General features: G+C 50.0%; 8 protein-coding genes and 2 tRNA genes. 2 read left to right on the top strand and 8 right to left on the bottom strand.

Going from position 1 to position 13139, the window contains the following annotated elements; all coding sequences use genetic code 11:
* Nucleotides 1-106 precede the first annotated feature (106 nt).
* The 5 genes from EL309_RS07855 to fabG all read right to left on the bottom strand — a co-directional run bounded on the left by EL309_RS07855 (nt 107) and on the right by fabG (nt 6095).
* Nucleotides 107-2554, bottom strand: a complete 2448-nt coding sequence (locus tag EL309_RS07855; RefSeq protein ID WP_040669704.1) for a heavy metal translocating P-type ATPase — start codon at nt 2552-2554, stop codon at nt 107-109.
* A gap of 335 nt (nt 2555-2889) precedes the next feature.
* Nucleotides 2890-2966, bottom strand: a tRNA-Asp gene (locus tag EL309_RS07850).
* Nucleotides 2967-2978: 12 nt separating this feature from the next.
* Nucleotides 2979-3054, bottom strand: a tRNA-Val gene (locus EL309_RS07845).
* 80 nt (nt 3055-3134) lie between these two features.
* Nucleotides 3135-5117 carry a monovalent cation:proton antiporter family protein gene (locus tag EL309_RS07840; RefSeq protein WP_040669625.1) on the bottom strand — a complete coding sequence of 661 codons (1983 nt, stop codon included), beginning with the start codon at nt 5115-5117 and terminating at the stop codon, nt 3135-3137.
* Between the two features lie 231 nt (nt 5118-5348).
* Nucleotides 5349-6095, bottom strand: a complete 747-nt coding sequence (gene fabG, locus EL309_RS07835) for a 3-oxoacyl-ACP reductase FabG (protein WP_004283010.1) — start codon at nt 6093-6095, stop codon at nt 5349-5351.
* A gap of 296 nt (nt 6096-6391) precedes the next feature.
* Between fabG and EL309_RS07830 the strand changes: the two genes are divergently transcribed.
* Both EL309_RS07830 and dapC read left to right on the top strand, forming a co-directional pair.
* Complete coding sequence (locus EL309_RS07830; protein WP_004283012.1) at nt 6392-6688, top strand: hypothetical protein; 297 nt, start codon at nt 6392-6394, stop codon at nt 6686-6688.
* A gap of 122 nt (nt 6689-6810) precedes the next feature.
* The gene (gene dapC / locus EL309_RS07825; protein WP_004283013.1) at nt 6811-8007 is read left to right on the top strand and encodes a succinyldiaminopimelate transaminase; all 1197 of its coding nucleotides are present in this window, start codon (nt 6811-6813) and stop codon (nt 8005-8007) included.
* Nucleotides 8008-8078: 71 nt separating this feature from the next.
* Here the strand turns inward: dapC and uvrC are convergent, their stop codons facing one another.
* The 3 genes from uvrC to porB form a co-directional block, all read right to left on the bottom strand.
* Nucleotides 8079-9914 (bottom strand): excinuclease ABC subunit UvrC, encoded by a 1836-nt coding sequence (gene uvrC / locus EL309_RS07820; protein WP_040669622.1) that lies wholly within the window; start codon nt 9912-9914, stop codon nt 8079-8081.
* Between the two features lie 153 nt (nt 9915-10067).
* Nucleotides 10068-11546 (bottom strand): 4-hydroxy-3-polyprenylbenzoate decarboxylase, encoded by a 1479-nt coding sequence (gene ubiD / locus EL309_RS07815; RefSeq protein WP_036494918.1) that lies wholly within the window; start codon nt 11544-11546, stop codon nt 10068-10070.
* Nucleotides 11547-11855: 309 nt separating this feature from the next.
* On the bottom strand, nt 11856-12944 hold the full coding sequence (porB, locus tag EL309_RS07810; RefSeq protein WP_004283795.1) for a trimeric porin PorB: 1089 nt from the start codon (nt 12942-12944) through the stop codon (nt 11856-11858).
* Nucleotides 12945-13139: the final 195 nt, after the last annotated feature.

Raw genomic sequence — 13139 nt, 5'->3', positions numbered from 1 at the left:
TCTGAAAAATACCGTTAAAAACACAAGATTTTATGTTTCCGTACGATATTTTTCAGACGGCCTCGGCAAACAAGTTTCACCGCCGCAGATAAAATGGAGTTTTCCGTCAGCTTTTCCGTTTCAACAAACGCAACGCATTACCCGTTACCAACAGCGAACTCAAGCTCATACCCAAAGCCGCCAGCCACGGCGTAACATAGCCGAACACCGCCAACGGTACGGCAATAAAGTTATAGGCACTCGCCCAAATCAGATTCTGATGGATAATCTTGCGCGTGCGTTTGGCCTGATCCAGCATCACCGGCAAAACACGCATATCGTCGTTCAACAACACCACGTCCGCGCCGTCTCTGGCCACATCCGCGCCACCCGCCACCGCCACCGAAACATCAGCCTGGGCCAACACCGGCGCATCATTGATACCGTCGCCCACCATCAGCACTTTGCGGCTTTGCCGCTGCAAGGTTTCCACATAGGCCAATTTATCCTCCGGAGCGGCCTGGGCGCGGACTCCGTCCAAACCCAACTGCTCCGCCAACGCACGAACGGTTTGCTCGCGATCGCCGCTCAAAATATGCAGCTTCAATCCCTGACGTTTCAAATCCGCCAACATCGCCGGAATATGCTCTTTAACTTCGTCAGCCAGTAAAAAGGCCGCCTGAAAACCCAAGCTGTTGCCCAAATAAACCACGCTGCCGTTGTGATGAAGCAAATTTTCAGACGGCCTCTCACCTGCAATCTCGGCAACAAACGCTTCCGTCCCAATCGCCCAAACCTGCTCATAGCCATTCAAAACCAATGTAGCCTGAATGCCGTGCCCGACACGGTTCACCCGTCTTTTGACTTCAACAACATGGCCGTCTGAAATTTCGGCACGCATAAAAGCACGCGCCACGGGATGTTCCGACTGTTCTTCCAATGCCTTAGCCACAGCCAGCATTGCATGTTTGTCGTACACGCCGAACAATGCCGTATCAACCAAAGCCAGATTACCTTTGGTTAACGTGCCCGTTTTATCGAATACCACATCCTGAATATCCGCCAGAGTCTCCAAGCTACGGCTGCCGCCGACCAATACCCCTTCCGAAGCCAGTGTTCCCGTCGAAGCCGCCAACGCCGTCGGCGTCGCCAACGATAAAGCACACGGACAAGTAATTACCAACAAAGCCACCGTAATCCACAAAGCCGATTGTGCGTCTGCATAAACGGTCCAACCGATAAACACCGGAACCGCCATCAACAGTAGGCCGAGCACGAACGCCGCCGCATATTTATCCGCCATTTCCGCGATACGCGGCTTTTGCGACAACGCCCGATCCAACAGTTTCACAATATGCGCCAAACGTGTGCTTCCACCCACCGTATCAGCGCGCACAATCAAAGGACTGGCCGCATTCAACGTACCCGCCGCCACAGTAGAACCTGCTTCTTTAAATACCGGCAGACTTTCTCCCGTCAACATGGCTTCGTCAACTTCGCTTTCGCCCGACAAAACCGTTCCGTCAACCGGAATCACTTCACCGGCACGCACCAAGACCACATCGCCTTCACCCAACTGCACCACAGCCGCTTCAACCGCCGCTTCGCTCGCCGGATAATCAGGCAGCCTGCGGCAAAACGCCGGCACAAGTTTTACCAAACGCTCCGCCGCATCTCCTGCCTTACGTCTGGCAACCTGCTCCATAAAACGGCCGCCCAACAGGAAAAAGACAAACATCGCAACCGATTCAAAATACATCCCCTGCCCGGCATTGGTAAACAAAGCATAAACACCGGCCACAAACGCCAAAACAATCGCCAAAGCCACCGGCGTATCCATACCCGTACGGCGGTTTTTCAAATCACGCCACGCACCCTGATAAAACGGTACGGCAGAATAAAACATCACCGGCAACACCATTAAAAACGCCCCCCAATGCAGCATGGCCAGATATTGCGGCTCAATCTCGTTGCCGTAAAGATAAGTAGGAATGGCAAACATCATCGTCTGCATCATCGCCAAACCTGCAACAGCCAGGCGGATCAACGACTGTTTACGAAGTTTTTGCGCCTGCTGTTCCACTTTTTGCGCATCATAAGGCTCTGCCGTGTAACCCGTATTACGGATTTTCAACAAGATATCGGAAAGCCGGATAAGGCTGTCGTCCCAAACCACCCGCACGCGCTGGGTACTGTAATTCAAATCCACACGAACCACGCCCTGCATACGCAATAACTGCTGCTCAATCAGCCAAGTACAGGCCGCACAGGTAATTCCACCCAACATCAACACCGCTTCGCGATAACCGTCCGAACCCGTTTCCACAAAATCAGCCTGCACTTCAGGCAAGTCATACAATTTCAACTGATTCAAAATTTCTTCAGGCGGCAGCGCAGCCTGCACCGCATCTGCCGTACGCTGCTTATAGTAATTGCCCAAACCGGCATCGATAATGCTCTGCGCCACCGACTGACAGCCTGCACAACAGGCAGGCTGTTCGCTACCTTCATACACAATCGGCAAATCGATATTCTCAGGCACGTCCAGCCCGCAATGGAAACAGGTTTTACTCATAATAAATAGGAAAATGTAGAATTCGGCACAAACGCCCGAAGGTAATGTTCAAAACCCAAAAGCAGACTCAAGCCTTAGCAAAACACCATGGAATGGCTCAATGAAACAGAAGGCCGTCTGAAAACACATTGTACCCTTATTTGGTTTATGTTTTCAGACGGCCTTCCGCTAATTTTCGATTTCTGCCTTACCGTTTGATTAAAACTATATAAAAATGGGGAAACCATATCGGCAGCCACAGTTGAAAAACAGCTTTCACTCCGATTTATAGTCATCAATCAAATTTAAACAAATAAAAAAGCACCGATTTTATTCGGTGCTTTTCATAAAATATTTGGCGGAGTGGACGGGGCTCGAACCCGCGACCCCCGGCGTGACAGGCCGGTATTCTAACCAACTGAACTACCACTCCGCACAAGAAACTTGGTGGGTGATGACGGAGTCGAACCGCCGACATTCTGCTTGTAAGGCAGACGCTCTACCAACTGAGCTAATCACCCTTTAATTCGTTCTCTGCATCGCTGCGAGAACGCTATTAAACCAAATTCCATACACCGTTGCAAGCCTTTTATTTACTTTTTTACGAATTTCCTTGTAATGACCAGTTTTCTAAAGAAATTATTTTTTCTTTATGACCTGCCACTACCAGAATATCGTCGGCCTCCAAACAAAAATCATCAGCAAACGTATGGATTTGATGTGTGTGCCGCCGCACAAACAGCAACTTCACCTTCAAATGCTGCAACGGCAATTCATCGATTTTTTTACCGATGGCATGCGCTTCTCCGGTTAACGCAAAGGCATAGCGGGTAATGCTGTTGCTTTCGTCGTAGAAGTCCGACTCGTCGTCACTGCCGACAAACAGATCCTCCAGAATTGCATAGCGGCTGCGACGGATATTCATAATCAACTGATGAACCTGCTGATACGACACTCCTGCACCCAGCAAAGCATAAGACGCCAAAACCAAACTGCTTTCTTTGGTATCTGACACCACTTCTTCTGCACCCATATCGGTAAAACTCTGCAGATAATCATCACTGATGGCACGCACATGAACCGGCATCGTGGGATACATACTCATAATATTATTCAGAATATGACGTGTTTCATGCATATCGTTCAGCGTGATAATCACCATCTGTGCACGACCTAAACCGGCCGCTTCTAAAACTTCACGCCGCTTGGCATCTCCGAATGAAACCGGCTCACCCGCGCTGCGTGCGATTTTTACACGTTCCGCATCCATATCCAAAGCATAATAAGGAATGTCTTCCTGAGCCAAAATACGGCCTATGGTCTGCCCGCCCCGCCCGAAACCGACAATCAGGATATGCTCGGATTTACTCATGCTCTCAATCAACATTTTCTGCAAATCGACGGCTTTGGTATCCCAGTCGCTGCGTACCAGTTTTTTCACGACCACATCACTGGCATTCAAAATAAACGGTGCCAGTATCATCGACAGCAATACTGCCGCTGTTGCCGCCTGCTCCAGCTCCAGCGATACCAAATTCAATTTATGCGAAATCGCCAGCATGACAAACCCGAATTCACCACCCTGAGCCAAGTACAGCGCTGTTTTCAAACTGTCTCCGGCAGTATGTTTCATTTTCCAGGCGATCAGGAAAATTACCAAGGCTTTCAAAACAATCAGCATACCCAACAACAGCAATACCAGCTGCCAACCGTTTACCAAAGCCTGAATGTCCAACTTCATACCGACCGTAATAAAGAAAAAGCCGAGCAGAATATCGCGGAACGGGCGGATATCGTCTTCCACTTGGAAACGGTATTCGGTTTCCGCCAACAACATACCTGCCACAAATGCGCCCAATGCCAGCGACAACCCCTCCAACTCAGTCAGATAAGCCACGCCTAAAGTAACCAACAACACGTTGATCATAAACAGCTCGGATGATTTTTGTTTGGCTACCAAGCGGAACCACGGCGTCATCACTTTGCTCCCCAAAACAAACAGCACGCCCAAAGTCACCACCATTTTCAGCAAAGCCAAACCCAGCTCAACCCATAGATTGCCACTACTGCCTCCCGCCAACGCAGGCAGCAGAATCATCAGCGGCACCACGGCAATATCCTGCATCAGCAGCACACCCATTACCATTTGTCCGTGCGCCTGCCCAAGCTCGGTTTTTTCAGACAAAATCCGACTGACAATCGCCGTAGAAGACATTGCCAACGCTCCGGCTGCCGCAAACGCCCAAGTAAATTGGACACCGGTCGCCATCAATACGCCCATAACCGCCAATATCGTCAAGACAACCTGCATTCCGCCCAAGCCAAACACCAGCCGCCGCATGGCTTTCAGCTTGGCCAAAGAAAACTCCAAACCGATACTGAACATTAAAAATACAATACCGATTTCACCCAGATAATCGGTTGCTTCGCTTTTCGGAATCAAATGCAGCACACTCGGCCCGGCCATAAAACCGGCCAACAGGTAGCCGAGCATGGAAGGAATATTGAAACGCCGACAGATGATTACGGCGATAACCGCCACTAACAACACGACAACAATGGGAGCAAGCGAAATATGATGCATATTTTTTATTTTCCGGCGGAATTTATTAACAATATCAAACAAGCAGACTTCAATAGCAGGCCGTGTCCGTTATCCAAACAAGGATTCACGCAATCCAACCTCTGACGCATACATTAACATTATAAAACGGTATGCCTTAAATCATGACGCAGATACAGAAAAAGCCGTCTGATTTTTTTCAGACGGCCTCAAGCGCATCAATAAAGATACACTCTCAAACAATCACCTGCATTAAGGCATCAGCATACCACCGTTCACATGCAAAGTCTGACCGGTAATATAGCGGGCCTGTTCACTGGCCAAAAACAATACCGCATCGGCAATATCCTGAGCCTCGCCGAATTTACCCAAAGAAGTTTGCGCTTCAAACATTTTACGGGTTTCTTCCGGCAACGCACGGGTCATATCGGTATCGATAAAGCCCGGAGCCACACAGTTCACCGTAATACCGCGACTGCCGACTTCGCGCGCCATAGACTTGGAAAAACCGATCAAACCGGCTTTGGCGGCCGCATAGTTCGCCTGACCGGCATTGCCCATCGTACCGACTACGGAAGTAATATTGATCACGCGGCCGCTGCGCTGCTTCATCATACCGCGCAATACCGCTTTGCTGGTACGGAATACAGATTTCAAATTCACCTGCATGATTTCGTCCCACTCTTCTTCTTTCATGCGCATCAGCAGATTGTCCCGCGTAATACCGGCGTTATTTACCAAAATATCCAGTTTGCCGAACTCTTTTTCAATGTCCGCAATCAAGCTTTCAATGCTGCCCTCTTCCGCAGCGTTCAAAGCACGGCCTACGCCGCCCCATTGAGCCATGCGCTCAGCAATGGCGGCAGCCCCGCTCTCAGATGTAGCCGTGCCGATTACTTTCGCACCGGCTGCCGCCAAGGTATCCGCAATCGCCGCGCCGATACCGCGGGACGCTCCGGTAACCAACGCAACTTTACCGCTTAAATCTTGTGAACTCATTTTTCTTCCCTTCTTTACAAAAACAGATTTATTTCAGACGGCCTTATATCACAAATAAAGCTTTTAATCTAACTTTTCATCGGATATGCTTGAACACAACCGCGAAAACAAAGAGCAAAAATACCAACAACTACTGCCAAAAAACACATTACAACTTTTTATCATTTGTGATTTTTTTGTTAAATAACGATATAATCCTGCGTCATTTATTAATAAACCTGTTCAATCATTTAAGGAAACCGTCTTATGTTGAAAAAAGCAATCTCAGGTTTACTGATTGCCACCATACTGTCGGCATGTACACACAGAACCGCCAATCCCAAGCCGATGATGCCAGCAAATCCTGTTCGGCTATCTTAAGCGAAATGCAGGAAATGAAAAATGCCAGCCTGACTGCAGAAGGCGACCGCAATGCACAAGTTGGAAAAAACGTTGTATTGGGCGTAACCGGCATTTTCTTGCTGGTACCATGGTTCTTCATGGATACCGGTAATGCGGCCACTGTAGAACAACGTGCCGCAGAAGCACGATACAGAAGACTGCTGGACATGGCCAACGAACGCAAATGCAGCGAAGTCAAAGCTATCCATTAATACTGCTAATGCTTTTACCAATAAGCCCCGTCTTCATGATGGGGCTTATTCACAGGCAAGCCTGTACCCGCAAATAATGCTAAGATTAACCTCCCGAACAACCCCGAGCACACAAACCCATCATGACCAATCCACTTCTCAATCTGCTGAAACCCTACCCTTTCGCCCGTCTGCGCGAAGCCATGAGCGATATTTCCGCTCCCGAAGGGCTTGCCCCGGTTCCGCTTCATATCGGCGAACCGAAACACGCCACGCCTAAAGTCATTACCGATGCCCTAACCGCTTCGTTGGGCGAACTGGAAAAATATCCCTTAAGTGCCGGTTTGCCCGAATTGCGCCAAGCCTGCGCCGATTGGGTATTCAGACGTTACGACGGACTCACGCTCAATCCCGAAACCGAAATCCTACCCGTTCTCGGCAGCCGCGAAGCCCTGTTTTCATTCACGCAAATCGTGCTGACCCATCGAGCTGACAATAAAGACATCGTAATCAGCCCGAATCCTTTTTATCAAATCTATGAAGGTGCAACCCTGCTCGGCGGCGGTGAAATCTATTTCGTCAATCACCAGGCCCCGCGCTTTATGCCCGATTGGTCAAGCGTACCCGATACCGTGTGGCAGAAAACCAAGCTGGTTTTCGTCTGCTCTCCCGACAACCCCAGCGGCAGCGTCATGCAGCTGCAAGATTGGCAGGCTTTGTTTGAGCTGCAAGACCGCTACGACTTTATTATCGCCTCCGACGAATGCTATTCCGAAATCTACTTCGACGGCAAAAAGCCCATCGGCGGTTTGCAGGCGGCCTCTCAATTGGGCCGTACCAACAAAGGCATTGTCATGTTTACCAGCCTGTCCAAACGTTCCAATGTACCCGGCCTGCGTTCGGGTTTCGTTGCCGGCGATGCACAACTGCTTAAAGATTTTCTGCTCTACCGCACCTATCACGGCAGCGCCATGAGCATTCCCGTTCAACGTGCCAGCATTGCCGCTTGGAACGACGAAGCGCATGTCGAAGAAAACCGCCGTCTGTATCAGGAAAAATTCGATAAAGTCGTGCCGATTCTTCAGCAGGCATTTGATGTAAATATGCCTGATGCCTCATTCTATATCTGGTTGAAAGTACCCGACGGAGACGACCTGGCCTTTGCCCGAAACTTGTGGCAAAAAGCCGCTATTCAGGTTTTGCCCGGCCGCTTCCTTGCCCGCGAAACCGACAACGGCAACCCCGGACAAGGTTATGTCCGCATTGCTTTGGTTGCGGATGTAGACACTTGTGTCCAAGCTGCGGAAACCATCGTTTCGCTCTACCGCCCAACCCGATAAACCGAATTGATTACACCAAGCCATGGCATAAAACCGAAGGCCGTCTGAAATTTTCAGACGGCCTGTTTGCTTTAATGAAGATGTTCGTAAATTTTTTCGGCCAATGCGGTGCTGATGCCTTCGACTTGTGCCAAGTCTTCTACGCTGGCTGCCGTTACGCCACGCAAGCCGCCGAAGCGGGTGAGCAGGGCTTGGCGGCGTTTGGCGCCTACGCCGGGAATTTCGCTGAGTGATGAGCTTACCCGGGCTTTGTCGCGTTTTTTTCTGTGGCCGGTAATGGCAAAACGGTGGGATTCGTCGCGCACGGTTTGCAGTAGATGCAAGGCGGGGCTGTTGGGCGGCAGGCGGAAGGTTTCGCCTGTGAACGGCAAAATCAGTTCTTCCAAGCCGGCTTTGCGTTCGGGGCCTTTGGCAATGCCGATGATGGGGATGTGCAGGCCGAGTTCTTCCCACACGGTTACGGCCATACCGACCTGCCCTTTGCCACCGTCGATTAAGACGGCATCGGGCCATTTGACGGTTTCGCCGTTGGCTTCGGCTTCGGCCATTTTTCCGTAGCGGCGGGTAAGCACTTCACGCATGGCAGCGTAGTCGTCTCCGGCTTTGGCGGTGGTGATGTTGTAGCGGCGGTACTGGCTCGGTTGGATGTTTTGCTCGTCGTACACGACGCAGGAAGCGATGGTGGCTTCGCCTTGCGTGTGGCTGATGTCGAAGCATTCGAGACGTTGGAGGCCGTCTGAATCCATGTTTAACACGCGTGCCAGTTCTTCGATGCGGTGTTGCTGGCTGCTGTGTTGCAAGCGGTGTTGGGCAATGGCGAGTTTGGCGTTTTTCTCTGCCATGTTCAGCCAGATTTTGCGCTCGCCTATGGTTTTGGTAACGAATTGGATTTGCTTGCCGTGTTCTTGGTTTAAGGCCGTCTGAAGCACTTCGGGTAAAGTGAAGTTGCTGATGATGACGTCGGGCTTACTTTTGCCTAAATAATGTTGGGCGACAAAGGCTTCGGCGTAATCCTGCCCGTTGGGTTCGGGGTCGTTGCGCACGTCGGGGAAGAAACTTTTGTCGCCCACATGCCGCCCGCCGCGGATGCTGACCCAATGGATACACACGCTACCTTGTTCTACCACCAGCGCCAGCAGATCGATATCGTTGGGATTGTTGGGATTTTTGCTGTCGATGAACTGCTGGCTTTGCACTAATCCGAGCGCTTGGATTTGGTCGCGGTAGCGGGCGGCTTCTTCAAATTGCAGCGCGGCGGCGGCCTGATTCATTTTGTGGTGCAGGGTTTGGGTCAGCTCATCGGTTTTGCCGTTGAGAAAGGTAACGGCTTCACGCACGCTGGCTTGGTAGTCTTCATAGGAAATGTGGCCGACGCACGGGCCGGAACAGCGTTTGATTTGATACAGCAGGCAGGCGCGGTCGCGGTGTTCGAACACGCTGTCTTCACAAGTGCGCAGGCGGAATACTTTTTGCAGAATCTGAATGCTGTCGCGCACGGCATAACCGTTTGGATAAGGGCCGAAATATTGGTTGGGCTTTTTGAGCGTGCCGCGGTAATAGGCCATCTGCGGGAACTCATGCCCGCTCAGCATCAGATAAGGATAGCTTTTGTCGTCGCGGAAAAGAATATTGTATTTCGGCGATAAGGCTTTGATTAAATTGTTTTCCAGAATCAGCGCTTCGGCTTCGGAACGGGTAACCGTGGTTTCGACCGAATGTACTTGTTTTACCATCAAGGTAATGCGCGGAGAGTGGTCGCTTTTCTGAAAATAGCTCGACACCCGCCGTTTCAGGTTGACCGCTTTGCCGACGTACAAAACCTGCCCGCTTTTGTCGAGCATGCGGTAAACGCCCGGCAGATTCGGCAGGTTTTTCAAAAACAATCGGATATCGAAATCAGCCACCATACTCACCACCCCAGTTTCAGACGGCCTTTATTATATAGCAAATACCGTATGTCTTATGCGGCATGGCTATACCCTAAATATCGCCAGCAAGCCGTCTGTAACACAAAAAGGCCGTCTGAAATTTTCAGACGGCCTTAATAATTAGGTATCGATTCACAACCCCAATTCATTCCACATAATATCCACTTTCGCCACGGTGGCTTTGTCGCGCTCAATCACGCGCCCCCATTCGCGGTCGGTTTCGCCCGGCCATTTGTTGGTGGCATCCAAGCCCATTTTGCCGCCCAAGCCTGAAACGGGGCTGGCAAAGTCGAGGTAGTCGATCGGCGTATTTTCCACCAACACCGTATCGCGCACGGGGTCCATGCGGGTGGTAATCGCCCAAATCACTTCTTTCCAGTCGCGGCAGTCCACATCGTCGTCCACCACCACAATGAATTTGGTGTACATAAACTGGCGCAGAAAACTCCAGCAGCCCATCATCACCCGCTTGGCGTGCCCCGCGTATTGCTTTTTGATGCTGACCACGGCCATGCGGTACGAACAGCCTTCGGGCGGCAGGTAGAAATCGACGATTTCGGGAAACTGCTTTTGCAACAGCGGCACGAACACTTCGTTTAAGGCCACGCCCAGCACGGCAGGTTCGTCGGGCGGTTTGCCGGTATAAGTACTGTGGTAAATCGGATTTTCGCGCATGGTAATGCGTTCCACCGTAAACACCGGAAACCAATCCTGCTCGTTGTAATAGCCGGTGTGGTCGCCGTAAGGCCCTTCCAGCGCGGTTTCATCGGGGTGGATAACGCCTTCGAGCACGATTTCGGCACGCGCAGGCACTTGCAAATCATTGCCGATACATTTCACCAATTCGGTACGCGAACCACGCAGCAAACCGGCAAACTGATATTCGCTCAAGGTATCCGGCACCGGCGTTACCGCCCCCAAAATGGTGGCCGGATCACAGCCCAACACCACCGCCACCGGATACGGCACGCCGGGGTGGGCTTTTTTATGCGCTTGAAAATCCAACGCGCCGCCGCGGTGTGCGAGCCAGCGCATAATCAGCTTGTTTTTGCCGATAAGCTGCTGGCGGTAAATGCCTAAATTCTGGCGTTTTTTATGCGGGCCTCGGGTAACGGTAAGCCCCCATGTTACCAACGGTGCAACGTCTTCCGGCCAACAATGCTGAATCGGCAGTTTGTTTAAATCGACATCGTCGCCTTCAATCACGATTTCTTGGCACGGCGCTTTTTTCACCACATTCGGTGCCATGCTCCAAATGTCTTTCAGCAGCGGCAGTTTGGAAAACGCGTCTTTAATGCCTTTGGGCGGCTCCGGCTCTTTCAGATAAGCCAGCGTTTTGCCGATTTCGCGCAGCTTGTCCACACTGTCCGCCCCCATGCCCATCGCCACCCGCTCGGGCGTGCCGAACAGATTGGCCAGCACGGGAAAATCGTAACGCGAACCGTCTTGCCGCACCGGATTTTCAAACAACAAAGCCGGCCCGCCGGCACGCAACACGCGGTCGGAAATTTCGGTCATTTCCAAATGGGGAGAAACCGGCAAACCGATGCGCTTGAGTTTGTTTTCCTGCTCAAGTTTTTGAATAAAATCACGCAGATCGTTGTATTTCATATTGTCTTTCAAGGCCGTCTGAAAACTTACACAATGACCGACAGACGGTTAAACGAGTAACTAGATTGGGCATTATATCAAATAGAGATATGAATGAATAACGCCGGCAAACTCAAGCCTTACATGCAACATATCATCTGACCGCAGAGCAAACAGCAAGAGTAAAAACACGCCTTGCTTCTTATTCATACAGCCACGCAATAAGATATACAAAATCCATTATTAATCTACACAACCCACACATACAAAATTAATATCCAATAAAAAAGGGCCTGCAATGCAGACCCTTTTATCAGACTAATCTGAAGATTAGAATTTGTGACGCAAGCCAACCAAACCACCAGTTCTTTGCAGTTTGTCGTCGCCTTTACCTTGTTTCAACCAACCGGCTGAAACCATAGCGGTAGTGCGTTTAGAGAAGTCGTAATCAGCGCCTACAACCACTTGGTCGTATTTAGTGCCTTTAGCTCTTTCACCACCAGCGGCATTTTTCACATCCCAACCGTGAGCATAAGAAACACGAGGAGTTACATTACCGAAACGGTAAGCAGCAGTTACAGCAACTTCTTGAGTTTTCAAAGCGAAGTTATCAGTAGGTTGCATAGTGTTTGCCAACTCTGTAGCATCCACACCTTCCAAGGCGCTTTGGTAAGTAGCAACGGTATCCCAGCCTTTAGTAGCTTGGTAACCGGCAGCAACAAACAGATTGTTGGCATCGTAACCAGCTTCTACGCGGTGAACATAACCATCTTTGTTTTTGCTGTTAGCTGTGTAGTTATTTTTCTTCAAACCAAAACCGTATTGAGCGAAGAAACCGGCGTTTTCATAGTTCAAACCAGCGAAGTATTGAGCTTTAGTTGGCAATTTTTTACCAGTAGCATCTTCGCGATCGCCAGCATTGTCGCGAGGAGTGAATTGTACGTTACCGCTGAAACCAGAGAATACTGGAGAGTCGTAACGAACAGATACTTCACGAGTACCAGTACGAGTGAATTGAGCCAAGCCCAAGTTAGCACTGTCATATTCCCAAGGGTCAACTGCACCCATATCTTTCAATTGAGTGCTTAATTTACCGGCACGTACTTTACCGAAATCACCTTCCAAACCAATGAAAGAATCACGGCTAGCCCATGAACCGCCACCAGCTACGCTTACTTTGTTTTCAACTTGCCAAATTGCGTTCAAGTTGTTACCGATGTGCTCGTGGCCTTTGAAACCAATACGTGAACCAAAGTCAGCGATTTTGGTTTCAGTGTGAGATTTTTCAGCAGAGCTACCAGAACCAACTTTTACGCGGTTTACTTCAACGCCAGCTTTGATTTGACCGTACAAAGTAACGTCAGCCATAGCTGCTACAGGCAAAGCTGCCAGGGTTAAAGCAATCAGAGATTTTTTCATTGCTGTATTCCTTTTCTATGTTTAAGAAAACAAACCTAAATAGTCGGATTAATTATCTATCCAGGCTTTGAATTGATCGCAGCATTTAGCGATTTCATGGCTGCTAATATAATTGCTTCATTGTAAAAAAACAAACTTTATACAACCCTATTGCTGCATTTTACACACATTGAGTCAACCACCTAAAATTAAAAC

Source organism: Neisseria weaveri, from assembly GCF_900638685.1.
GTDB lineage: Bacteria > Pseudomonadota > Gammaproteobacteria > Burkholderiales > Neisseriaceae > Neisseria > Neisseria weaveri.
The sequence above is the reverse complement of the archived record's forward strand: the minus strand, read 5'-3'. Positions and strand labels throughout refer to the sequence as shown.